The following is a 23,773-nucleotide window of genomic DNA, read 5'->3' as shown; positions in this document are numbered from 1 at the left end:
CCTGAGTTTCTTGGCGCTCACTCCCAGGAGTCGCAGTGAGAAGAACAAGAAGCACGACAAGAAACAGCACGACGCATTCGAGCCTCCTCGCCCGACTGGCGGCAGCCCTCCTCGGGCTCGTCCTGCTCGGCGCTCTCTGGCCGGCCGCCGCCCACGCCCAGGCCGAGCCGCCGGGCACCCAGGCCACCGGCCTCCACATCAGCAACGGCCGGCTGCTCGAAGGCAACGGCAACGACTTCGTGATGCGCGGCGTCAACCACGCCCACACCTGGTACCCGAACGAGACACAGTCGCTGTCCGACATCAAGGCGCTCGGCGCCAACGCCGTCCGGGTCGTCCTGGCCGACGGCCACCGCTGGACCGCCAACACCGCGACGGACGTTGCCAACGTTGTCACCCAGTGCAAGGCCAACCGGCTCATCTGTGTCCTGGAGGTGCACGACACCACCGGCTACGGCGAGGACAGCGCGGCCGGCACGCTCGACCAGGCCGCCGACTACTGGATCGGCCTGAAGAACGTGCTCGCCGGCCAGGAGAACTACATCATCATCAACATCGGCAACGAGCCCTGGGGCAACACCAGCCCCGAGGGCTGGACCGACCCCACCGTCGCCGCGATCAAGAAACTGCGCAACGCCGGGTTCGAGCACACGATCATGGTGGACGCCCCCAACTGGGGCCAGGACTGGCAGCAGGTCATGCGCACCAACGCCCAGACCGTCTACAACGCCGACACCACCGGCAACCTGATCTTCTCGATCCACATGTACAGCGTCTTCGACACCGCCGCGGAGATCACCGACTACCTCAACGCCTTCGTCAATGCCAAACTCCCCATTCTCATCGGTGAGTTCGGCGGTCCGGCCGACCAGTGGGGCGACCCGGACGAGGACACCATGATGGCCACCGCCGAGCAGCTCGACCTCGGGTATCTGGCCTGGTCGTGGAGCGGCAACACCGACCCGATCCTCGACCTCGCGATCGACTTCGACCCGAACCAGCTGAGTTCCTGGGGCCAGCGCATCTTCAACGGCACCAACGGCATCGCCCAGACCGCGAAGGAAGCCACCGTCTATGGCGGCGGCTCCGGCGACGCCCAGGCCCCCACCACCCCCGGCACCCCGAGCGCCTCCGCGGTGACGGCCACCTCCGCGGCCCTCACCTGGACCGCCTCCACCGACAACGTCGGCGTCGCCGGCTACGACGTCGTCCGGGTCGGCGCCGGCACCGAGACCAAGGTCGCCGCCTCCACCACCAACTCGGTGACGGTGACGGGGCTTTCGGCGGAGACGGCGTACACCTTCGCCGTCTACGCCCGGGACGCGGCGGGCAACCGCTCAACCCGATCGGCGACCGTGAACGTCACGACCGGCAAGGCCCCGGTGCTCAACTGCGCGGTCGGCTACCGGATCGTGGGGGAGTGGCCGGGCGGCTTCCAGGGTGAGATCACGGTCCGCAACACCGGCACCACCGCCATCAACGGCTGGACCCTCGGCTTCTCCTTCGCCAACGGCCAGACGGTCTCCAACATGTGGGGCGGCACCCCGACCCAGAGCGGTGCCAACGTCACCGTCACCCCCGCCTCGTACACGTCCAGCATCGCCGCCGCCGGTTCGGTCACCGTCGGCTTCATCGGCGCCAAGGGCACGACCAACGCGGCACCGACCGCCTTCACGCTCAACGGCAGTACCTGCGCGACCAGTTGATCCCTCGTTCCGGCTGACCACCGGTACTCCGGGCTGACCGGCGCGGCATGCGCCCGCCGGTCAGCCGCGGCCGTCGCCGACGCCCACCACGCCCGCACCGGCTACCCTGACGACGCGAGCCTCGACCTTCTCGTCCAGGAACCGCGGGAATCCTCCGCCGACTTCGCCCGTCTCCGGGCCACACGGCGACGCCGACCCGCCACGCGTCCGAGCAGCTGACGGCCCCTCACCCTTGCGAGCGACCATGCGCCGATACATCCTCACCGGCACCCCCGGTGCCGGAAAGACCTCGATCCTGCGCGGTCTGGCCGACCTCGGCCATCCGGTCGTGGAGGAGGCGGCCACCGCCGTCATCGCCCTGGCCCAGGCCCGGGGCGAGGACGAGCCGTGGACCCGGGCGTCGTTCCTGGACGACATCGTGGCGATGCAGAAGGCACGGCAGCTGGCGGCTCCCGCCACCGGCCCGGCGCAGGTGTACGACCGGTCACCGATCTGCACCCACGCCCTCGCCCGGTACCTGGGCCGCCCGATTCCCCCGTCGCTGACCGCGGAGATCGAGCGGATCACCACCGAGCGCGTCTACCGACGCCAGGTGTTCTTCGTCCGCAACCTCGGCTTCTGCGCACCCACCCGCGCACGCCGCATCAGCTTCGAGGAGTCGCTGGAGTTCGAGAAGGTTCACGAGGAGAGTTACCGCGCCTTCGGCTACGAACTCCTGGACATCCCCGCCGCCGACCTCGCGGACCGGATCGCCGCGGTGCGTTCCGTCCTTTCGACACCCGGACCCGCGGATCCGACGCCGGGTGTCCTTACGATGGACCGCCCGTGACGTGCGCGGCAGCGGAAGGGAGACAGGGAGTGACGGATCACCGGCGTCCCCGGCGACGGGGGCAGGGCGAGCTGGAGGTACAGGTCCTGTCGGCTCTGCGGGCGGCGGACGGACCGGCGACCGCGGGCTGGGTGCAGGAGCGTCTCGGCGGGGATCTGGCCTATACGACGGTGATCACGATCCTGACCCGGCTGCTGGCCAAGGGAGCGGTGACCCGCGAGCGCGCGGGCCGCTCCTTCGCCTGGACGCCGGTGTCGGACGAGGCGGGACTCGCCGCGCACCGGATGCGCAAGCTGCTGGACGGCGAGAGCGACCGGGAGGCGGTCCTCGCCAGCTTCGTCACCTCCCTCGAACCCGACGACGAGCGACTGCTGAGGGAACTGCTGAGGCAGGCGGAGAGCGAAGGGGAAGACTGAGACCACATGGGGATGTTTGTCTTTCTGCCGCTGGTCCTGCCCTTGACGGCCTGGCCGATCGCGCGGCTGGCCGAGCAGCATCTGCATCCACGCCTCGCCACCCGGCTGCTGACGGCCGTGGCCGGGGTGATGGCGGTGTGCAGCACGGTCTGCCTGGCGCTGCTGATGGTGGTCGGCACCGCACAACTGCCGGGCAACCCGCTGCCGGACGGCTGGTCGGACCCCGAGGTCCGCGCGGCCGTGCCCTACGACGAGGTGGCCGGGCGGGCCGCCATCCCCGTCCTGCTGGCTGTCGCCATGGTGTGCGGGCGCACCCTGTGGCGGCACGGCCGGACACGGCGGCGCGCCCACCGGGCGCTGGGCGGGCTGCCGGGCGCGCAGGTCGTCGTACTGCCGGAGCAGGAGCCGTACGCCTACGCCCTGCCCGGTGGGGCCAGGGGCCGGATCGTCGTGACGACGGCGCTGCTGGCCGGGTTGCGGCCCGCCGAGCGGCGGGCCCTGTTCGCGCACGAGCGGGCCCATCTGGCCGCCCGTCACCATCGGTTCCTGCTCGTCGCGCGACTCGCGGCGCGCGCCAATCCGTTCCTGGCGCCGCTGCGCACGGCCGTGGCCTACACGACCGAGCGCTGGGCGGACGAGGAGGCGGCGCGGGCCGTCGGCGACCGGCGCACCGTGGCGCGCGCGATCGGCAAGGCGGCCCTGGCCTCACGCGGGACACCGGTGCCCACGCTCGCGGGGTTCGCGCTGCCCGGCCCTGTACCGCGCCGGGTGGCCGCCCTGCTGCGGCCGGCACCCGCGCCGCGCAGCTGGCCGTCGATGTTCACGGCGGTGGGCCTGGCGGCCTGGGCGGCCGCCGCCGGGACCGCGGCGTCGGCGATGTCGTCCGCCAACTCCGCGGTGACGATGGTCCTCATCCTGCGCGCGGCGACGCCCCTGTAGCGAGGCGTCGCCGGGCACCGGACTCAGAGGTCGAACTCGTGCGGCGGCAGGTCCAGGGCGAAACACGCCTCACGGACGACGGCCTGCTCGGTCTTGTCGAAGTCGCCGTCGGCGCCGCCGATGACGATGCCGATCTGGATGACGGCACGCGCCTCGGCGGGCTTCTTCTTCGCCTTGCCGATCTCCTGGAGCACGCTCACCTTGCCGAACGCGAAGTCGGCGGTGAGCTTGTTCAGGTTCTCGTCGAAGCGCCGCTGAAGGTCCATGGCGTCGAAGTTCTGGAGCACCTCGTTGCCGGCGATCAACTGGGCGACGCGCTGCCGCTCGGACGGATCCACCGTGCCGTCGGCGGCGGCCACCAGCGCGCACATGGCCATGCTGGCATCGCGGAAGGCGCCGCTCTTGAGGTCGTTCTTCTTCGCCATGAGCTGGGTCTGCATCGTCGACGCGGACTCCTTGACGCGGTCCCACAGGGCCATCGCAACTCCCAAAGGTGTGTCGGGGCCCGGCCCGTCCCGCTGACGGACCGGCACCCCCGTAATATCTACAGCAACGTAGAAACTAGCGGCTGGGTCGATTAGTTCCGGCGATCCTGGAAACGGCCATGGAACGACCATTGAAGGAGCGCGCTTTGTCCGCCCGACCGACGGACCCCCGGGGGCAGGGATGAGTACCGCCAACGCCCTGCTCGGCCTGCTGGCCGTCTTCGTCCTCACCGCCGGCACCGGCTACTTCGTCGCCCAGGAGTTCGCGTACGTCTCCGCGGACCGACTTGCCCTCGCCCGGGAGGCCGAGGCGGGCGACCGGAAGGCAGCCCGGGCGCTGACGGTCCTTGAGCGGCTGTCGTTCATGCTGTCCGGCGCCCAACTCGGCATCACCGTCACCGGCCTGGTCGTCGGCTTCATCGCCGAGCCCTCCGTCTCCGCGCTGCTGAAGCCCGCCCTGACCGGCGCAGGAGTGCCCGAGGGAGCGGTCGGCGGCATCTCGGTGGTGCTCGCCTTCGTCCTCGCCACCGTCGTCCAGATGGTCCTCGGTGAACTGGCCCCGAAGAACCTCGCCATCGCCGTGCCGGAACGCCTGGCGAAGTCGCTCGCGGGCTCGACCCTCGCCTATCTCAAGGTCGTCGGGCCGCTCGTGCACGTCTTCGACGGCGCCGCCAACCGTCTGCTGCGCAAGGCGGGCATCGAGCCCGTCGAGGAACTGCACCACGGCGCCACCCTGGAGGAACTCGGCCATCTCATCGGCGAGTCCCATGAGCAGGGCGAGCTGCCCAAGGAGACCGCCGCCCTCATCGACCACGCCCTGGAGTTCTCCGAGCGCACCCTCGACGAGGTCATGGTCCCCCGCGTCGACGCCGTCTTCGTCCGCAAGGACGCCACCGCCGCCGAGGCCGTCGACCTGATCGCCAAGCACGGCCACTCCACCTACCCGGTGCTCGGCGACCACCCGGACGACGTCCCGGGCGTCATCGGCGTACGCGAGCTCATGCGCCTGCCCGCGACCGCCCTGGCCGCCACCACCGCGGGCGCGCTGGCCCGCCGCCCCCTGCTGCTCCCCGACACGCTGCCGCTGCCGGACGCGGTCGAGCAACTGCGCGAGCGGGACGAGGAGTTCGCGGTCGTCCTCGACGAACACGGCGGCGTCGCCGGCATCGTCACCTACGAGGACATCGCCGAGGAACTGGTCGGTGACATCGCCGACGAGACCGACACGGTCATCGAGGTCGCCGTCCCCGACGGAGACGGCTGGCTGGTGGACGCCGGGAGGCGGCTCGACGAGATCGCCGAGGTCACCGGCATCGAGTTGCCCGAGGAAGAGGACTACGACACCGTGGCCGGCCTGATCGTGGACCGGCTCGGCCGCTTCCCGGCCGTCGGCGACCGGCTCACCGTCGACCTCGCCGTCGGGGGACGGGCCCTGATCGACGTACGCACCCTGGACCGGCATGTACCGGAGCGGGTCCGCATCCAGCAGACGGCGGAGGAACCGGCATGAGTTTCCCGATGGCGGCCTTCGTCACCGTCCTGCTGCTGATCGGCAGCGGATTCTTCGTCGCCGCCGAGTTCGCCCTGGTCGCCGCCAAACGGCACCGCATGGAGAAGGCGGCGGCCCAGGGCCAGCGTGGTGCCAAGGCCGCGCTCGCCGGGATGCGGGAGCTGTCGCTGATGCTGGCCGGCGCCCAACTCGGCATCACCGTCTGCACCCTGGGCCTGGGCTCGGTGTCCAAGCCGGCCATCTCCCATGAACTCGACCCGCTGCTGCACAAGGTGGGCCTGCCGAGCGCCGTCAGCTACGGCATCGCCTTCGCCGTGGCCATGATCGTGGTCGTGTTCCTGCACATGGTGGTCGGCGAGATGGCCCCCAAGTCCTGGGCCATCGCCCACCCCGAACGCTCGGCCATGCTGCTCTCCCCGCCGTTCCGGGCCGTCGTCAAGGTCGTACGGCCGCTGATCGGCGTCCTCAACCGGATCAGCAACGCGCTCGTACGACTGTGCCGGGTCACCCCGCGCGACGAACTGGCCTCGGTCCACAACCGCGAGCAGCTCACCCATCTCGTCGAGGAGTCGGAGCGTCTCGGCCTGATCAGCGAGACCGACTCGGACCTGCTCACCCGCTCGCTCGTCGAGCCGGAGACCCCTGTCGTCGACCTCCAGATCCCGGCCGCCCGGATCACCTCCGTCGCCGGGGACGCGGGCATCGACGACATCCTCCGTCTCGCCACCGACCACGACCGCACCCGTCTGCTCGTGCGCGAGGCGGGCGGCGAGGTGCTCGGTTCCGTGCACGCCCGCGACGCGCTCGTGGCCCGCGCCCGCTCACGCACCGCGACGGCCCGCACCCTGGCCCGTCCGGTACCGGAGCTGACCCGGGCCACCACCGTCGCCGCCGCGATCGAACTGCTCCGCCGCCACCGCGCCTCCCTCGCGGTGGTGCGCGACGAGGCGGGTCTGCTCACGGGGATGGTGACGTTGGACGACCTGCTCGCCCGCTATCTTCAGCCGCAGCCGTAGCGAGGTCAGCCGGCGGCGTACCGGCGGGCCACGGCGAGGACCTGTTCGGCGTAGGAGCGGCCGAACAGGACGGTGTGCACCAGCAGCGGGAAGAGCTGGTGCAGACCCACCCGCTCCCGCCACCCGGCGGCCAACGGCGCGGCGTCCTCGTAACCCTCCAGCACCTCGGCGAGGCACGGGCAGCCGAAGAGCTGGAGCATGGCCAGGTCGGTCTCGCGGTGCCCGCCGTGTGCCGCGGGATCGATGAGCCAGACCTGTCCGTCGGCGCCCCACAGCACATTGCCGTTCCACAGGTCGCCGTGCAGCCGCGCGGGCCGCTCGGCGGGGCCGGCCAGCTGCCCGACGCGCTCACACACCCGCTCGATCAAGGCGGCCTCGGCGGCCCGCAGGGTCCCGTCGTCGACCGCCCGGCGCAGATAGGGGAGCACCCGGTACCGGGCGTACCAGTCGGGCCAGTCGTCGCCCGGCACGTTGCCCATCGGGGCGGCGCCGATGTACGCGTCCTTCGGTCCGCCCGGCGGTGGGGCGCCGAAGGCATCGGCACCGGTGGCGTGCAGCGCGGCCAGCGCACGGCCGAACCGCAGCGCCGCCGCGGCCTCCGGCCGCCCCTGCGGGACGGATCCGGTGACCAGCCACTGCCGCTCCCGCCCATGCACCAGCGGCACGCTCACCGCATCGGCGGCGGCGAGCCACTCCAGCCCCGCGGCCTCGGCACGTGCCGCCCCCGCGCTTCCGGCGTCCTTGACGACCACCGGCCCGTCGTCGAGGACGACTTCGGTGACCGCCCCGGTGAGCCGCCGCCACGACACCGCGTCCCGCCCGGTGAGACGGGCCGCCACGGCTTCGGGCCGTTCACCGCTCATACGTCGGACTCCGCGTCCAGCACCATGCCGACCTCCCTCGCATCCGGCCCACGAGTCTAGGAACCGGCGCCTTCCAGGGAGTCCGCCGACACCCTGCCCGCCGGGGAACGCAGGGTCCGGACCTGCGGTGAGAGCAGCGCCCCGGCGGTGGCCAGCACCACCAGGGCCGAGCAGCCGGCCAGGGCGGGGCCGATGCCCACGGCGGCTGCCACAGGCCCGGCGACGAGCAGGCCGAGCGGGGCGAGAGTGAGGGAGCCGAACCAGTCGTAGGAGCTGACGCGCGACAACAGGTGCTCGGGGATCTCGCGTTGCACGGTGGTGGCCCACAGCACGCCGAACACGTCACTGGCGACCCCGGCGGTGAACATGGCCGTGGCGATCACCCACACCGGGGCCCGCGCGCTGAGCAGCGAGATCGGCACGGCGGCCGGGAACATGCACAGCACGGCGACCAGCAGCGGGCGGCGCACCCGCACCCGGGCGGCCAGCCCCGCCCCGCCGATCGTCCCGACGGCCTGGGCGGCGACCACGACCGACCAGGCGCGTGCCCCGCCGAGGTGCCGGTCGGCCGTGAGCGGCCCAAGCACCCCGACGTTGGCGTTGAGCGCGGCGACGACGACCGCGCTCTGGGCGACGACGACCCACAGCCACTGCCGGGAGGCGAACTCCTGCCATCCTTCGCGGAGTTCGGCCCAGCCGGAGGTCTTGCCGCGCGGTCGCGAGGCCACCGGGAGGCGGGCGGTGAGCGCGGCGCTGACCGCGAAGGACGCGGCGTTGAGCGCGAGCGCCCACCCGGCGCCGACGAGGGCCACCGTCACCCCGGACAACGCCAGCCCCAGCAGCAGGGAGGCATTGGTGCCCATCCGCAGCAGACCGTTGGCCCGTTGCAGGCGCTCTGCCGGGACCAGCAGCGGCACCAGGCCGTCCATCGCGGGGGCGAACAGCGCGGTGGCCGTTCCGGCGGCGACCGCCAGCAGGCACATGCCCGCCGTCGGGGCGTGACCGCTCAGCACCATCGCGGCCAGGCCCGCGTAGGCGAAGGTGCCCAGGACGTCCGCCAGGACCATCAGCCGCGACCGCGACATCCGGTCCGCGATCACCCCGCCCAGCAGGACGAACACCAGCTGCGGCAACGCCTGACAGGCCAGCACCAGCGAGAGGCGTCCCGCACTCGCCCCGGGCAGCGCGAGCACCGCGAAGGCCAGTGCCACCCGGGCAAAACCGTTGCCCAGGACGGAGACGACCAGGGCGGACAGCAGCAGGAGGAAGCGTTGGTCACGCCACAACGGCGAAGGGGGCGTAGGGCGTGTCATGGCCACGGACACTAGAAGATCGACACGGGGTGGCGATCCGAACCGGCCATCTCGTACGGACGACCTTCTTGAGGAGTGACATGGAGTACTTCGTCTACTGCCGTGACCGGGCCGATTCCCTCGATCTGCGCATGCAACTGACCGAGGACCACTGGACTTTCATGGACGGCTATGCCGAGGAGCTGATCGCGCGGGGACCCACGTTCCCGGCCGAGGGCGAGGGTGTGAGCGGCAGCATGCACATCGTCGACCTGCCTGACGCGGCTGCTGCGCGGACGTTCGCGTTCGAGGAGCCCAACTACAAGGCGGGCGTCTATCGGGACGTGCTGATCCGCCGGTGGCGGAACACGCTGGGCCGGACCATGTGGGAGTACACGGGGACGACGGCCGGATTCAGCCGGTTCCTGATCCTCGCGCAGGGCGGGGCGGACGCGACCGCGGATCTGGGGCTACTGGACGCGGCACAGCGCCGGTATCTCGAAGACGGCTATCGCGACCGCCTGATCGCCTACGGGCCGCTGCTGGGCGAGGACGGTGTCACCTGGCTGGGCAGCGCCTTGCTGGTGGAGCTCGCCGACCGGGCCGCCGCAGAGGCGCTGATGGCGGACGAGCCGTACGCCCGGGCGGGGCTGTACGAGAGCGTCGAGATCCATGACTGGGAGTTCGGGGGACGCCGGTAGGACGGAGGGGGGCGTATTCGGCGGATCCGAGTCCTTGACCCCGGGTCGACGCTCCACGATGCTGTGTTGCGGCACATGAGATGAGTGCCGTAATGAGCAACAGTCTGACTCGAGTCTCGTACCAGCCGAGGAGTGGCCATGTCGCACCAGGTCCGTGCTGTCGTCGCGCGGGGGAAGGGTGCCCCCGTCAGCCTGGAAACGATCATCGTGCCCGACCCGGGTCCCGGCGAGGCGCTGGTGAAGATCGAGGCCTGCGGGGTGTGCCACACCGACCTTCACTACCGCGAGGGCGGCATCAGCGACGACTTCCCCTTCCTGCTGGGGCACGAGGCGGCGGGTGTCGTCGAGTCGGTGGGGGAGGGCGTCACCGATGTCGCGCCCGGTGACTTCGTGATCCTCAACTGGCGTGCGGTGTGCGGGCAGTGCCGGGCGTGTCTGCGTGGGCGTCCTCAGTACTGCTTCAACACGCACAACGCCGAGCAGAAGATGACGTTGACCGACGGCACCGAGCTGTCGCCCGCGCTCGGCATCGGCGCGTTCGCCGAGAAGACGCTGGTCGCGGCGGGCCAGTGCACCAAGGTCGACCCGGCCGCGTCGGCCGCCGCCGTCGGGCTGCTCGGCTGCGGGGTGATGGCGGGCATCGGCGCCGCGATCAACACCGGCAATGTCGGTCGCGGCGACACGGTCGCCGTCATCGGCTGCGGCGGCGTCGGCGACGCGGCCGTCACCGGGGCGAACCTCGCGGGCGCCGCGCGGATCATCGCGGTGGACATCGACGACCGCAAGCTGGAGACGGCGAGGAAGCTGGGCGCGACCCACACGGTCAACTCGCGCGAGACCGACGCGGTCGAAGCGGTCCGTGAGCTGACCGGCGGCTTCGGCGCCGATGTCGTCATCGAGGCGGTGGGGCGTCCGGAGACCTACAAGCAGGCCTTCTACGCCCGTGACCTCGCGGGCACGGTCGTCCTCGTCGGCGTGCCGACCCCGGAGATGAAGCTGGAACTGCCGCTGCTCGACGTCTTCGGCCGCGGTGGCTCGCTGAAGTCCTCGTGGTACGGCGACTGCCTGCCCAGCCGCGACTTCCCGATGCTCGTCGACCTCTATCTCCAGGGCCGGCTCGACCTGGACGCCTTCGTCACGGAGACCATCGCGCTCGACGAGGTGGAGAAGGCCTTCGAGCGGATGCACGACGGCGACGTCCTGCGCTCGGTGGTGGTCCTCTGATGCCCGGTGCCCGCATCGAACGCCTCGTCACCTCGGGGACGTTCTCGCTGGACGGCGGCACCTGGGACGTCGACAACAACGTGTGGATCGTCGGCGACGACACCGAGGCGATCGTCATCGACGCCGCCCATGACGCCGACGCGATCGTCGAGGCCCTCGCCGGTCGCAGGCTCACGGCCGTCGTGTGCACCCACGCGCACAACGACCACATCGACGCCGCCCCCGAACTCGCCGAGCGCACGGGCGCCCCGGTCCTCCTGCATCCGGACGACCTGCCGCTGTGGAAACAGACCCACCCCGACCGGGCGCCGGACGCCGAACTGACCGACGGCCAGGGGCTCACGGTGGCCGGCGTCGAGCTGACCGTGCTGCACACGCCAGGACACGCTCCCGGAGCGGTCTGCCTCCACGCCCCCGCTCTGGGGGCCCTCTTCAGCGGCGACACACTGTTCGCCGGCGGACCGGGGGCCACCGGACGGTCGTACAGCCACTTCCCGACGATCATCGAGTCGATCCGGGACCGGCTGCTCGCGCTGCCGGGCGACACGGTCGTGCACACCGGACACGGGGACACCACCACGGTCGGCGCCGAGGCGCCGCACCTTGAGGAGTGGATCGACCGCGGCTTCTGAACCGCCCGTCCGCACGCTGTCGTACGGCGCCCGTTCCGCCTGTTTCCGCAGGTGGTTCGGGCGCTTCGGGCTGCCTGGAGGCAGGCCGTGAGAACCGTTGGAACCAGGCCTTTTGGACGCCTTGACAACGGTTCGGAGCGGCCCGCAGACTGACGTTGCGCTAACCGCAATCCGTTTCGCTATACGCACCGAGGTGTCATGATGATTCCCGCGTGCCGTCTCGCGGATCTGCCGCGAGGTGAGGCCACCAGGCTCGACATCGATCCGCCGGTCTCGGTCTTCCACACCGATGAGGGCGAGCTTTTCGCGATCGACGACACCTGCACCCACCAGGACGCCTCGCTCGCCGACGGCTGGCTGGAGGGCTGTGAGGTGGAATGCCCGCTGCACGCCTCGAAGTTCGACCTGCGCACCGGCGCGGTCGACGCCCCGCCGGCCAAGCTCCCGGTGCGGACCCACGAGGTCGCCGTCGAGGACGGCATGATCTACGTACGGCTCTCTACCGACGCCCCCAACCTGCCGCCCTGCGTGGCCGCCCGGCTCGCCGGGGGTCCCGCGTGAGGACGGTGGCCGTGGTCGGCGCCTCGCTGGCCGGACTGTCGGCGGCACGCTCGCTGCGCAAGCAGGGCTACGACGGCCGGCTGGTCGTCGTCGGCGACGAGCTCCACCGCCCGTACGACCGACCCCCGTTGTCCAAGGAGTTCCTGGCCGGCACCCTCGGCGAGGCGGACCTGGCCCTGGAGACGGACGACGAGGAACTGGGCGTCGAGTGGCTGCTCGGCGCCCGCGCCACCGGGCTCGACCGCACCGAGCGGGCGGTCCGGCTCGCCGACGGCCGCGCACTGCGCGCCGACGGCATCGTCATCGCGACCGGGGCCGCCGCGCGCGGCCTGCCCGGCAGCGAAGGCCTGGCGGGCGTGCACACCCTGCGGACCCTGGACGACGCCCGCGCCCTGCGCGACGAACTGGCGGCCGGCGGACGGCTGGTGGTGATCGGCGGTGGCTTCATCGGCGCCGAGGTCGCCTCCACCGCGTACGCCCTCGGCCTCGACGTGACGGTGGTCGAGGTGGCCTCCACACCGCTCGCCGGACCTCTCGGCGAGACCATGGGCGCCGTCGTCTCCGGCCTCCACACCGACCACGGCGTACGGCTGTTGTGCGGGGTCGGGGTCAAGGGGCTCGGCGGGGAGCGGAAGGTGGACGCCGTCCTGCTGGAGGACGGCCGCAGTCTCCCCGCAGACATCGTCGTCGTCGGGGTGGGCGCACGGCCCTGCGTCGAGTGGCTGGAGGGATCCGGCGTCGCGCTCGACAACGGCGTCAAGTGCGGTGCCGACGGGCGCACCAGCCTGGCCGGTGTGGTCGCGGTCGGCGACTGCGCCAACTGGTACGACCCCCGCGCCGGCGCCCATCGCCGCGTCGAGCACTGGACGGGCGCGCTGGAACGCCCCGCCGCCGCCGTGGCCACTCTGCTCGCGGGCGGCGCGGTCGAGCCGGGCACGCCCAGGCCGCCGTACTTCTGGTCGGACCAGTACGGCGTGCGGATCCAGTTCGCCGGTCACGCGGCCGGCGCCGACAGCGTGACGGTCGAACAGGGCGCCGTGGACGACCGCGACGTCCTGGCCGTCTACCGGCGGGCCGGGCAGCCGGTCGCCGTCCTCGGGATGAACCAGCCGCGGCTGTTCACCCGCTGGCGCAAGCAACTCGCGACAGCTTGACGCCTCTTCTCGTACCCATACCTACGCCGTCCGGAGTCGCTGTAGCCGGCGCGTGAATGACCGATCCACGACGTTCTCCGAGGAGTGCACCGTGACCTCGACCAGCCTGCCGGACAGCCTGATCGCCACCCTCCCCGGCTCCTCCTACACCGATCCCGGGATCTTCGCCCAGGAACAGGAGCACATATTCGAGACCATGTGGTTCTGTGTCGCCCGCTCCTCGGAGCTGGCGAGGCCCGGCGCCTTCCGCACCGTCGACGTGGGCCGCGAGAGCATCCTCGTCACCCGCGCGCGCGACCAGTCGATCCGCGCCTACTTCAACGTGTGCCGGCACCGCGGGGCCAAGCTCTGCACGGAGGAGACCGGCGAGGTCAAACGGGCCTTCCAATGCCCGTACCACGCCTGGACCTACGACCTGAACGGCAAGCTCGTCGCCGCGCCCAACCTGACCAAGATGCCCGATGTGGGCCGCACCGAGTACGGCCTGGTCAGCGTGGCCGTCCGGGAATGGCTCGGCTATGTGTGGGTCTGCCTCGCGGAGAACCCGCCCTCCTTCGAGGACGAGGTCATCGGCGAGATCGTCGGCCGGCTCGGTGACGTGGAGTCGATCGAGCACTACGACATCGACCATCTCTCCGTGGGCAAACGGATCGTCTACGACGTGAAGGCGAACTGGAAGCTCATCATCGAGAACTTCATGGAGTGCTACCACTGCGCCACCATCCACCCCGAACTCACCGAGGTGCTCCCGGAGTTCGCGGACGGGTACGCGGCCCAGTACTACGTGGGGCACGGCGCCGAGTTCGGCGCGGAGGTGCGGGGCTTCACCGTCGACGGCTCCGAGGGCCTGGACCGGATTCCGGGCGTCGCCGACGACCAGGACCGCCGCTATTACGCGATCACGGTCAGGCCGCAGGTGTTCATCAACCTCGTGCCCGACCATGTGATCTTCCACCGGATGTACCCGGTGGCCGTCGACCGCACGATCGTCGAGTGCGACTGGCTCTATCTGCCGCATGTCGTGGAGAGCGGCAAGGACGTCAGCCGGTCCGTCGAGCTCTTCGACCGGGTCAACCGGCAGGACTTCGAGGCGTGCGAGCGCACCCAGCCCGGGATGAGCTCCCGGATGTACGCCAAGGGCGGCGTCCTGGTGCCCAGCGAGCACCACATCGGGGCCTTCCACGACTGGGTCAACGAGCGTCTGGGCAACCCCCAGCGATGACCGCGGGCCGGCTCAGCCCAGGTAGCCCATGCGGTGGCTGATCTCCTCCGCGCCCTTCAGCAGCACCGGGGAGAGCTCGTGCAGCCGCTCCTCGGTGAAGCGGTACGAGGGTCCGGAGGCGCTGAGCGCGGCGATGACGTCACCGTCCCGGTTGCGGACCGGGGCGGCCATGGCGTGCAGACCGATCTCCAGCTCTTCCAGCGTCCAGGCGTAACCCCGCTCGCGGGCCTCGGCGAGGTTCTTCTCGAGCTTCGTCTTCGCGGTGATGGTGCGCGAGGTGACCTTCTTCAGGCCGGCCTCGGCGAGCAGGTCCGCACGGTCCTGGGCGGGGAGGTGCGCCAGCAGGATCTTGCCGCTCGACGTGGCGTGCAGCGGGGTCAGCTGTCCGACCCAGTTGTGCGCGGTGATGGCTCCCGGACCACGCACCTGGTACAGGTTGATCGCGTAGTGCTCCTGCATGACGGCGATGTTCACCGTCTCGCCGATCTCCTCGGCGAGGCGCTCGCACACCGGGCGGCCCTGCTGGGTGATGTCGATACGTCCGGTGACCGCGCCGGCCAGCCGGACGATGCCGAAGCCGAGCCGGTACTTGCCGCGCTCGCCGGCCTGCTCGACCAGACCGCGGGCCTCCAGGGCGCCCAGCAGGCGGAAGGCGGTGGACTTGTGGACGTCGATCTCGGCCGCAACCTCACTGACGCCCGCCTCGCCGCGCTGGGCGAGGATCTCCATGACGCTGATGGCGCGGTCCACCGACTGCACTCCGCCGGCCTGTGAATTCGACGTTTCCGTGTCAGTGCTGTAGTTGCTCACAACAAAACTATACGCGTAGTAAACAACAGCGCTGCAAGTAACGACGTCGAAACCGAGACCCATTAAGTTGCGTGGTTCGCAACCTAGTGCGTATAGCGATACTGGTACTAGCATGCCTCGCGTATCTACGGCGCGAGCGAGACGAGGCACCATGGCTCCCCTGCAATACGACTTCGTCATCGTCGGTGGCGGTTCGGCCGGCAGTGCGCTGGCCAACCGGCTCTCCGCGGACCCGGCGAACCGGGTGCTGGTCCTGGAGGCCGGCCGCTCGGACTACCCGTGGGACGTCTTCATCCACATGCCCGCGGCGCTGACCTACCCGATCGGCAGTCGCTTCTACGACTGGAAGTACGAGTCCGAGCCCGAGCCCCACATGGGCGGCCGGCGCGTCTACCACGCCCGCGGCAAGGTGCTCGGCGGCTCCAGCAGTATCAACGGCATGATCTTCCAGCGCGGCAACCCCATGGACTACGAGCGCTGGGCCGCCGACCCCGGCATGGAGACCTGGGACTACGCCCACTGCCTGCCGTACTTCAAGCGCATGGAGAACTGTCTGGCCGCCGACCCGGACGACGAGTTCCGTGGCCACGACGGTCCCCTCGTCCTGGAACGCGGCCCCGCCACCAACCCCCTCTTCACCGCCTTCCAGAAGGCCACCGAGGAAGCCGGCTACGCCCCCACCGACGACGTCAACGGCTACCGGCAGGAGGGCTTCGCCAAGTTCGACCGCAACGTCCACCGCGGACGCCGGCTGTCGGCCTCGAAGGCGTACCTCAAGCCCGTACGGAAGCGGCCCAATCTCACGGTGAAGACCCGGGCCCTGGTCACCCGCGTGCTCTTCGAGGGCAAGAAGGCCGTCGGCGTCGAGTACCAGCGCGGCAAGGGAGCCCTCCAGCAGGTCCGCGCCAAGGAAGTCGTCCTCTGCGGCGGCGCCATCAACTCCCCGCAGCTGCTCCAGCTCTCCGGCGTCGGCAACGCGGACGAGCTGCGCGCCCTCGGCATCGACGTCGTCCACGACCTCCCCGGCGTCGGCGAGAACATGCAGGACCACCTGGAGGTCTACATCCAGTACGCCTGCAAGCAGCCCGTCTCCATGCAGCCGTACCTGGCGAAGTGGCGCGCCCCCTTCATCGGCCTGCAATGGCTCTTCCGCAAGGGCCCGGCCGCCACCAACCACTTCGAGGCCGGCGGCTTCGCGCGCAGCAACGAGGACGTGGACTACCCCAACCTGATGTTCCACTTCCTGCCCATCGCGGTCCGCTACGACGGTTCTGTACCGGCCGGCGGCCACGGCTACCAGGTGCACGTCGGGCCCATGTACTCCGACGCGATCGGCTCGGTGAAGATCAAGAGCAAGGACCCGCGCGAACACCCCGCGCTGCGCTTCAACTACCTCTCCACGGAACAGGACCGGCGCGAGTGGGTCGAGGCGATCCGGGTCGCCCGCAAGCTGCTCAACCAGCCGGCCCTCGCCCCCTACAACGACGGGGAGGTCTCCCCCGGGCCGTCCGTCGAGACGGACGAGGAGATCCTCGCGTGGGTCGCCAAGGACGGCGAGACCGCCCTGCACCCCTCCTGCACCTGCAAGATGGGGCCCGCCACCGACGAGAGGGCCGTCGTCGACCCGACCAGCATGCGGGTGCACGGCGTGGAGGGCCTGCGCGTGGTCGACGCCTCGGTCATGCCGTACGTCACCAACGGCAACATCTACGCCCCGGTGATGATGGTCGCCGAGAAGGCCGCCGACCTGATCCTCGGCAAGGAACCGCTCGCGCCGTCCAAGGCCGCGTACTACCGCCACCGTGACGCCCAGAAGCAGGTCGGGTAGACGTTGGCCGCCGTCGGACTCCGGGCGCTGCTGGACAGCGTCCGCTACGAGGTGCTGCCCGCGAAGGCGACCGAGGACAAGGTCCTCGCCCATGTTCCGCGCGATGTCGTCGTCACCGTGACGGCCTCCCCGGTCAAGGGACTGGAGCCCACGCTCGCCCTGGCCGAGCGGCTCGCCGGGCACGGCTACCGGGTCGTCCCGCACGTGCCCGCACGCCTGCTGCGGGACGAGGTGCACCTGAAGGAGGTCGCCTCCCGGCTCCGCGAGGCCGCGGTGGACGACGTGTTCGTCCCGGCCGGCGACGCGGACCCGCCCGTCGGCCCCTACGAGGGGGCGCTGCCCGTGCTGCGCAAGCTGAGCGAACTCGGCGACCCGTTCACCCACGTCGGCATCACCGGCTACCCCGAGAGCCACCCCCTCATCCACGACGACCTCACCATCCAGGCCATGTGGGACAAGCGCGAGCACGCCACGTACCTCGTCAGCAACCTCTGCTTCGACCCACGGGTGTTGGGGGAGTGGATCGCGCGCATACGGGGCCGGGACGTGACCCTGCCCGTGCACGTGGGGGTCGCAGGTCCCGTGCAGCGGGCGAAGCTGCTGGCGATGGCCACGAAGATCGGGGTGGGGGAGTCGACGCGGTTCCTGACCCGGCACGCGTCCTGGTTCGTGCGGTTCGCGGCGCCCGGCGGCTACTCACCGGAGAAGCTGCTCGGCCGCGCCGAGGAGGCGCTCACCCGGCCCTGCGCGGGGGTGGCGGGGCTGCACCTGTTCACCTTCAACCAGATCGCCGAGACGGAGGCGTGGCGGCGGGCGCTGATGGAGCGGCTGGGCGGCTGAAGCCCGTACCGGAAGCCGTATACAAAGGGGACGGGCCGGAGCTCCGGACCGTCCCCTCACCGGCGTCGCTCAGCGGAAGACCACCGTGCGGTTGCCGTCCGCCATGACCCGGCTCTCGCTGTGCCACTTCACCGCGTGCGCGAGTACCTGCGCCTCCACGTCCCGCCCGACCGTGACGAGCCGGGCCGGGTCGAGGGAGTGGTCCACCCGGACCACGTCCTGCTCGATGATCTGGCCCTCGTCCAGGTCGGGCGTCACATAGTGCGCCGTCGCGCCCACGAGCTTCACTCCGCGGTCGTAGGCCTGCTCGTAGGGTCGTGCGCCCTTGAAACTGGGGAGGAAGGAGTGGTGGATGTTGATGGCGCGGCCTTCGAGCTGCTTGCAGAGGTCGTCGGAGAGGATCTGCATGTAGCGGGCCAGGACGACGAGGTCGATGTCCAACTCGCGGACCAGTTCCAGCAGTCGGGCCTCCGCCTCGGCCTTGGTGTCCCTGGTGACGGGGACGTGGTGGAAGGGGATGCCGTAGGTGTCGGCCAGCCGCTCGAAGTCCCGGTGGTTGGAGACGATCGCGGGGATCTCGATGTTCAGCGCGCCGGTGCGCCGGCGGAAGAGCAGGTCGTTCAGGCAGTGTCCGTACCTCGACACCATGATGAGTGTCCGGGTCGGGGTCGACGCGTCCCGCAGGGTCCAGGTGATGTGGTGGGCCTGGGCGAGGGGGCCGAACCGGTAACGCAGGTTTTCCAGATCCGCGTCCGGGTCCGAAACGTCGAAGTGCACCCTCATGAAGAAACGGCCCTGGAGCCGGTCGTCGAACTGCTGGCTCTCCAGGATGTTGCCCGAGTTCCGCACGAGGAAGCCGCTCACCGCGTGGACCAGACCGGCGTGGTCGGGACAGGACAGGGTGAGCACGTACTCGCGACCGGGCCGGGGCCTGGGGGACGGGGTGGGCACATCAGCCTCCGACGGTGCGTATGGCACAACAAGGTGAGCGATACGCAACATGGTTGGCGTCGGAGGGGTCCTCGGTCAAGAGATCGGGACCCATGGGGCCCCGTGCCGAATCGTCATCGGCGAACCCCTTGACGTATGTCTGCACATTCGCCAGGGTGTTCCACCACAAGCAATCGGGTGCACGATGCGCAACGAACTTCCCTTGAAAGGCTCGGCGCGTGGCAGACCTGTATGTGGATGGTGAATGGCGGGACCCGGTGTCCGGTGGGCACCGGGACCTCCGATGTCCCGCCGACGGCACGCTGGTCGCGGCCGTATCGGAAGGAACGCGTCCGGACGCGGAGGCGGCGATCGCCGCGGCCCGCCGCGCCTTCGACGAGGGCCCCTGGCCGCGCACCCCCGAACCGGAGCGCGGAGCACTGCTGCTGCGCACCGCCGATCTGATCGAGCGCGACGCCAAGGAGTTCGCCCGCGCCGAGTCCCTGGACACCGGCAAGCGGCTCGTGGAGAGCGAGTACGACATCGCCGACGTCGTCTCCTGCTTCCGCTACTACGGCGGACTGGCGGGCACCGACGCCGGGCGCGTCATCGACACCGGCCGCGACGACGCCGTAAGTCGCGTCGTCTACGAGCCCGTTGGGGTGTGCGGGCTGATCACCCCCTGGAACTACCCGCTGTTGCAGGCCAGTTGGAAGGTCGCCCCGGCGCTGCTCGCGGGCAACACGATCGTTCTCAAGCCCAGCGAACTCACCCCCTCCACCTCCGTCCTGCTGATGAAGGCACTGGAGGAGGCCGGACTTCCGGCCGGCGCCGCCAACCTCGTCCTGGGCACCGGCCCCGAGGTCGGCGCACCCCTCTCCGAGGACCCGGCCGTCGACCTGGTCTCCTTCACCGGCGGTGTGGAGACCGGCAAGCGCATCATGGCCACCGCCGCCGCGACCGTGAAGAAGGTCGCGCTGGAGCTCGGCGGCAAGAACCCCAACGTGGTCTTCGCCGACGCCGACTTCGAGACCGCCGTCGACTTCGCCCTCACCGCGGTCTTCCTGCACTCGGGCCAGGTCTGCTCGGCCGGCGCCCGGCTCATCGTCGAGGACTCCCTGCACGACCGCCTCGTCGACGAGATCGTCCGGCGCGCCCGCCAGATCCGGCTCGGCGGCCCCTTCGACCCCGAGGCCGAGACCGGCGCGCTGATCTCCGCCCAGCACCTGGCCAAGGTCGAGGCGTACGTCGCCGCGGGCCTCGCCGAGGGCGCGGTCCTGCGCTGCGGCGGCGAACGCCCCACGGACGCGGCGCTCGCGAGCGGCCACTACTACCCGCCGACCGTCCTCGACGCGTGCACCCAGGACATGCGGGTCGTCCACGAGGAGTCCTTCGGGCCGGTGCTGACCGTCGAGCGCTTCACCGACGAGGACGACGCCGTCCGTATCGCCAACGACACCGAGTACGGCCTCGCGGGCGCCGTCTGGACCCAGGACGCCGGGAAGGCCCAGCGGGTCGCCCGCCGGCTGCGTCACGGCACGGTGTGGATCAACGACTACCACCCCTATGTGCCGCAGGCGGAATGGGGTGGCTTCGGGCACTCGGGCGTGGGCCGGGAGCTGGGACCGACCGGCCTGAACGAGTACCGAGAGCCCAAACACATCTGGCAGAACATCCAACCCCGGCCGCAGCACTGGTTCCGCGGCTGAACGCCGAAAAGAGGTCGATCGTGACCACACAGACCGAGGTGCCGCAGCGGCGCGGCACGCCCCAGGACTCGGGCTCCACCCCGGTCATCTCCGTGCGCAGGCTGTGGAAGGTGTTCGGACCCAAGGCCAACCAGGTCCCGGACTCCGAGGAGCTGTGCGGGCTGTCCCGCCGCGAGCTCATGGACCGCACCGGATGCACCGCCGCCGTACGCGACGTCCACTTCGACGTCTCGCCCGGCGAGGTGTTCGTCGTCATGGGACTGTCCGGCTCCGGCAAGTCCACGCTGGTGCGCTGTCTGACCCGGCTGATCGAACCGACGGCGGGCGAGATCGTCTTCGAGGGGGAGGACATCCGCCAGGCCGACGCGGCCCGCCTGCGCGAGCTGCGCCGGCGCAAGTTCTCCATGGTCTTCCAGCACTTCGGTCTGCTGCCCCACCGTCGGGTCGTCGACAACGTGGCGTTCGGCCTGGAGATCCGGGGCATGGGCAGGCGGGAGCGGAACAAGCGGGCCCAGGAGGTCGTCGAACTCGTCGGCCTCGCCGGCTACGAGAACTCCTACCCCGACCAGCTCTCCGGCGGTATGCAGCAACGCGTGGGCCTGGCCCGGGCGTTGGCCGGCGACCCCGACGTCCTCTTCTTCGACGAGCCGTTCTCGGCGCTCGACCCCCTCATCCGCCGGGACATGCAGAACGAGGTCATCCGGCTGCACCACGAGGTCGGCAAGACCATGGTGTTCATCACCCACGACCTCTCCGAGGCCCTCAAGCTGGGCGACCGCATCCTCATCATGCGCGACGGCAAGATGGTCCAGTGCGGCACCGGTGACGAACTCGTCGGCGCCCCCGCGGACGACTACGTGAGGGAGTTCGTGAAGGACGTGCCGCGCGGCGACGTCCTGACCCTGCGCTGGATCATGCGCGCCCCCGAGGACGGCGACGAACTCGACGGACCCGAACTCGGCCCGGACGTCGTGGTGAAGGAGGCCACCCGGGCCGTCCTTGCCGCCGACCGGCCGGTCAAGGTCGTCGAGAACGGCAAACTGCTCGGCATCGTCGGCGACGAGGAGATCCTCGCCGTCGTCGCCGGGCAGGAGGGCGGCGCCTGATGACCGTCGTCATGGAGAAACCGGAGAGGACCGGGACGGTCGAGAAAGCCCCGCCGGTCAAGGCCGAGCGGCGGATCAGCCGGTCCATGGTGATCGCCGCGATCCTCGTCGTCTGGCTCCTGCTCTTCGTGGTGCTGCGCGGCAAGCAGACCCTCACGCTGGCCGCGGCCGACCTGACCGATCTGCACCGCTGGTTCAACGACGTCAACGACTCCATCGGCGCGGACCGCAACTCCAACCCGCTCTTCCTGTACTTCTTCAACGAGATCCGCCTCGTCATCGACGGCCTGGTGACCTTCGTGCAGGGGCTGATCTCGCAGCCCACCGGCGACCGGCCCCTCCCGCAGATCGGCTGGCTCGGCGTCGTCGGCATCACCGGCTACGTCTCCTGGGCCGTCGGCAACTGGCGCGTCGCCCTGCTCGCGGTCGCCGGCTTCACCTTCCTCGGCCTCCAGGGGCTGTGGCAGGAGAGCATGGACACCCTGGCACTCACCGTCTCCGCGGTGTTCGTGGCCCTGCTGTTCGCGATTCCGCTCGGTGTCTGGGCGGGGCTGTCCGACCGGTTCAACCGCATCCTGACGCCGTTCCTGGACTTCATGCAGACGATGCCGACCTTCGTCTACCTGGCCCCGATGACCCTGTTCTTCCTCATCGGTCCCGCGTCCGCCAACATCGCCACCCTCATCTACGCGGCCCCGCCCGCGATCCGCATCACCGCGCACGCCATCCGCTCCGTACCGCACACCACGGTGGAGGCGGCCGACTCGCTCGGCGCCACCCGACGGCAGTCCCTGACCAAGGTGCTGCTGCCGATGTCCAAGCGGACCGTCGTCATGGGCGTCAACCAGACCATCATGGCCGCCCTCGCCATGGTCACCATCGCCGCCCTGATCGATGCGCCGGGGCTCGGCAAGACCGTCCTCCAGGCGCTCCAGTCGCTCGATGTCGGCACCGCCTTCAACGCGGGTCTGGCCATCGTCGTCATGGCCATCGTGCTCGACCGGGTGACGACCGCGGCGGCCGGACGCGTGGAGGCGGCCCGGCGTTCGAAGAACCGCATCCTGGCCTGGCGGCGCCCCCTGCTGGGCGCGGGAGCTGCGGTCGCCGTGGTCCTCGGCTACCTCTCGCACACCTATGTGTGGGCGGCCGAGTTCCCCGGCGAGGGCGACACGGGCACCGCCATCCGCAGCGCGGCGGACGACGTGACCACCTGGGCGCAGGACAACCTGTCGGGCCTCACCAACGCGTTCCGGGACGCCCTCACCAACGGTCTGCTCAATCCGTTCCAGTCGCTGCTCACCGACTCCCCGTGGTGGCTCGTCGGCGCGGCCCTGATCGGGATCGGCGTCGTCCTCGGCGGATGGCGGGCCGGAGTCACCACCGCGGTGTGCGTGGGTCTGCTCGTCGGCACCGGCGTCTGGTCGGACAGCATGACGACACTGGCGTCCACCGCCGTCGCCACGGTGCTCGTGATGCTGCTCGGCATCGTCTTCGGCGTCTGGATGGGCCGCAGTGCCCTGGTGGACCGGGTGCTGCGGCCGACCCTGGACGCGGCCCAGGTCATGCCGCCGTTCGTCTATCTCGTGCCGTTCCTCGCGCTGTTCGGCGCGACCCGCTTCACCGCGATCGTCGCCGCCGTCGTCTACGCCGCCCCCGTCGCCATGAAGATCATCGCGGACGGGGTGCGGAACGTGCCCGCCACCACCGTGGAGGCGGCCACCGCCGCGGGCTGCAACACCTGGCAGATCATCACCAAGGTCCAGCTGCCGATGGCCCGCAGCGCGCTGACCCTCGCCACCAACCAGGGCCTGATCTACGTGCTGTCGATGGTCGTGGTGGGCGGCCTGGTGGGCGCGGGCGCCCTCGGCTACGACGTCGTGGCCGGCTTCTCCCAGGGACAGCTGTACGGCAAGGGCCTGGCGGCCGGGCTCGCCATCGTGCTGCTCGGTGTCATGTTCGACCGGATCACTCAGGCGGCGGCTCGCCGCACCAGCGCATAA

At 70.6% G+C, this 23,773-nt stretch carries 22 protein-coding genes; 17 read left to right on the top strand and 5 right to left on the bottom strand.

Features of this window, described 5'->3' with window-relative positions:
• The first annotated feature begins 35 nt into the window (after positions 1-35).
• The 4 genes from OG866_RS03595 to OG866_RS03580 all read left to right on the top strand — a co-directional run bounded on the left by OG866_RS03595 (position 36) and on the right by OG866_RS03580 (position 3,890).
• Positions 36-1,706, top strand: coding sequence for a cellulase family glycosylhydrolase (locus OG866_RS03595; protein WP_329331894.1), 1,671 nt, complete (start codon positions 36-38; stop codon positions 1,704-1,706).
• Between the two features lie 244 nt (positions 1,707-1,950).
• Entirely contained in the window at positions 1,951-2,535 is a 585-nt protein-coding gene (locus OG866_RS03590) for an ATP/GTP-binding protein (RefSeq protein WP_329331893.1), read from the top strand.
• A gap of 29 nt (positions 2,536-2,564) precedes the next feature.
• Positions 2,565-2,951, top strand: a complete 387-nt coding sequence (locus tag OG866_RS03585; RefSeq protein ID WP_329331892.1) for a BlaI/MecI/CopY family transcriptional regulator — start codon at positions 2,565-2,567, stop codon at positions 2,949-2,951.
• 6 nt (positions 2,952-2,957) lie between these two features.
• Positions 2,958-3,890 carry a M56 family metallopeptidase gene (locus tag OG866_RS03580; RefSeq protein WP_329331891.1) on the top strand — a complete coding sequence of 311 codons (933 nt, stop codon included), beginning with the start codon at positions 2,958-2,960 and terminating at the stop codon, positions 3,888-3,890.
• A gap of 23 nt (positions 3,891-3,913) precedes the next feature.
• Here the strand turns inward: OG866_RS03580 and OG866_RS03575 are convergent, their stop codons facing one another.
• Positions 3,914-4,369 carry a tellurite resistance TerB family protein gene (locus OG866_RS03575; protein ID WP_329331890.1) on the bottom strand — a complete coding sequence of 152 codons (456 nt, stop codon included), beginning with the start codon at positions 4,367-4,369 and terminating at the stop codon, positions 3,914-3,916.
• A gap of 187 nt (positions 4,370-4,556) precedes the next feature.
• Between OG866_RS03575 and OG866_RS03570 the strand changes: the two genes are divergently transcribed.
• Both OG866_RS03570 and OG866_RS03565 read left to right on the top strand, forming a co-directional pair.
• Positions 4,557-5,885 carry a hemolysin family protein gene (locus OG866_RS03570; RefSeq protein WP_329331889.1) on the top strand — a complete coding sequence of 443 codons (1,329 nt, stop codon included), beginning with the start codon at positions 4,557-4,559 and terminating at the stop codon, positions 5,883-5,885.
• Positions 5,882-6,901 carry a hemolysin family protein gene (locus tag OG866_RS03565; RefSeq protein ID WP_329331887.1) on the top strand — a complete coding sequence of 340 codons (1,020 nt, stop codon included), beginning with the start codon at positions 5,882-5,884 and terminating at the stop codon, positions 6,899-6,901. The genes OG866_RS03570 and OG866_RS03565 overlap by 4 nt, the downstream gene beginning before the upstream one ends.
• A 5-nt stretch (positions 6,902-6,906) precedes the next feature.
• On the opposite strand, the gene OG866_RS03560 is transcribed toward OG866_RS03565, so the two are convergent.
• Positions 6,907-7,764, bottom strand: coding sequence for a fructosamine kinase family protein (locus OG866_RS03560; protein WP_329331886.1), 858 nt, complete (start codon positions 7,762-7,764; stop codon positions 6,907-6,909).
• A gap of 56 nt (positions 7,765-7,820) precedes the next feature.
• Entirely contained in the window at positions 7,821-9,077 is a 1,257-nt protein-coding gene (locus tag OG866_RS03555) for an MFS transporter (RefSeq protein WP_329331885.1), read from the bottom strand.
• Positions 9,078-9,157: 80 nt separating this feature from the next.
• Between OG866_RS03555 and OG866_RS03550 the strand changes: the two genes are divergently transcribed.
• The 6 genes from OG866_RS03550 to OG866_RS03525 all read left to right on the top strand — a co-directional run bounded on the left by OG866_RS03550 (position 9,158) and on the right by OG866_RS03525 (position 14,550).
• On the top strand, positions 9,158-9,757 hold the full coding sequence (locus OG866_RS03550) for a YciI family protein (protein WP_329331884.1): 600 nt from the start codon (positions 9,158-9,160) through the stop codon (positions 9,755-9,757).
• Between the two features lie 138 nt (positions 9,758-9,895).
• Positions 9,896-10,981, top strand: a complete 1,086-nt coding sequence (locus tag OG866_RS03545) for an S-(hydroxymethyl)mycothiol dehydrogenase (RefSeq protein ID WP_329331883.1) — start codon at positions 9,896-9,898, stop codon at positions 10,979-10,981.
• On the top strand, positions 10,981-11,613 hold the full coding sequence (locus OG866_RS03540; protein ID WP_329331882.1) for an MBL fold metallo-hydrolase: 633 nt from the start codon (positions 10,981-10,983) through the stop codon (positions 11,611-11,613). The genes OG866_RS03545 and OG866_RS03540 overlap by 1 nt, the downstream gene beginning before the upstream one ends.
• Positions 11,614-11,811: 198 nt before the next feature.
• Complete coding sequence (locus OG866_RS03535; protein ID WP_329331881.1) at positions 11,812-12,174, top strand: bifunctional 3-phenylpropionate/cinnamic acid dioxygenase ferredoxin subunit; 363 nt, start codon at positions 11,812-11,814, stop codon at positions 12,172-12,174.
• On the top strand, positions 12,171-13,328 hold the full coding sequence (locus OG866_RS03530; protein WP_329331879.1) for an NAD(P)/FAD-dependent oxidoreductase: 1,158 nt from the start codon (positions 12,171-12,173) through the stop codon (positions 13,326-13,328). The genes OG866_RS03535 and OG866_RS03530 overlap by 4 nt, the downstream gene beginning before the upstream one ends.
• Before the next feature lie 91 nt (positions 13,329-13,419).
• A complete protein-coding gene (locus OG866_RS03525) occupies positions 13,420-14,550 on the top strand; it encodes an aromatic ring-hydroxylating oxygenase subunit alpha (protein WP_329331878.1) in 1,131 nt (376 codons plus the stop codon).
• A 12-nt stretch (positions 14,551-14,562) separates the two neighbouring features.
• Here OG866_RS03525 and OG866_RS03520 read toward each other — a convergent pair whose 3' ends face one another.
• On the bottom strand, positions 14,563-15,309 hold the full coding sequence (locus OG866_RS03520; protein ID WP_329343902.1) for an IclR family transcriptional regulator: 747 nt from the start codon (positions 15,307-15,309) through the stop codon (positions 14,563-14,565).
• A gap of 202 nt (positions 15,310-15,511) precedes the next feature.
• Between OG866_RS03520 and betA the strand changes: the two genes are divergently transcribed.
• Positions 15,512-17,188, top strand: a complete 1,677-nt coding sequence (gene betA / locus OG866_RS03515) for a choline dehydrogenase (RefSeq protein WP_329331877.1) — start codon at positions 15,512-15,514, stop codon at positions 17,186-17,188.
• 3 nt (positions 17,189-17,191) lie between these two features.
• Positions 17,192-18,028, top strand: coding sequence for a 5,10-methylenetetrahydrofolate reductase (locus OG866_RS03510; RefSeq protein ID WP_329331876.1), 837 nt, complete (start codon positions 17,192-17,194; stop codon positions 18,026-18,028).
• Between the two features lie 69 nt (positions 18,029-18,097).
• On the opposite strand, the gene purU is transcribed toward OG866_RS03510, so the two are convergent.
• On the bottom strand, positions 18,098-18,979 hold the full coding sequence (gene purU / locus OG866_RS03505; RefSeq protein WP_329331875.1) for a formyltetrahydrofolate deformylase: 882 nt from the start codon (positions 18,977-18,979) through the stop codon (positions 18,098-18,100).
• A gap of 218 nt (positions 18,980-19,197) precedes the next feature.
• Here purU and OG866_RS03500 point away from each other — a divergent pair, with 218 nt between their 5' ends.
• The 3 genes from OG866_RS03500 to OG866_RS03490 are packed head-to-tail and all read left to right on the top strand — an operon-like array spanning position 19,198 to position 23,773.
• Positions 19,198-20,667, top strand: coding sequence for an aldehyde dehydrogenase family protein (locus OG866_RS03500; protein ID WP_329331874.1), 1,470 nt, complete (start codon positions 19,198-19,200; stop codon positions 20,665-20,667).
• 17 nt (positions 20,668-20,684) lie between these two features.
• Complete coding sequence (locus OG866_RS03495; protein WP_329343900.1) at positions 20,685-21,773, top strand: quaternary amine ABC transporter ATP-binding protein; 1,089 nt, start codon at positions 20,685-20,687, stop codon at positions 21,771-21,773.
• Positions 21,773-23,773 (top strand): ABC transporter permease, encoded by a 2,001-nt coding sequence (locus OG866_RS03490; protein ID WP_329331873.1) that lies wholly within the window; start codon positions 21,773-21,775, stop codon positions 23,771-23,773. Before OG866_RS03495 ends, OG866_RS03490 begins: the two co-directional genes overlap by 1 nt.

Source organism: Streptomyces sp. NBC_00663, from assembly GCF_036226885.1.
GTDB lineage: Bacteria > Actinomycetota > Actinomycetes > Streptomycetales > Streptomycetaceae > Streptomyces.
This window is presented reverse-complemented; position numbering and strand designations above follow the sequence as displayed.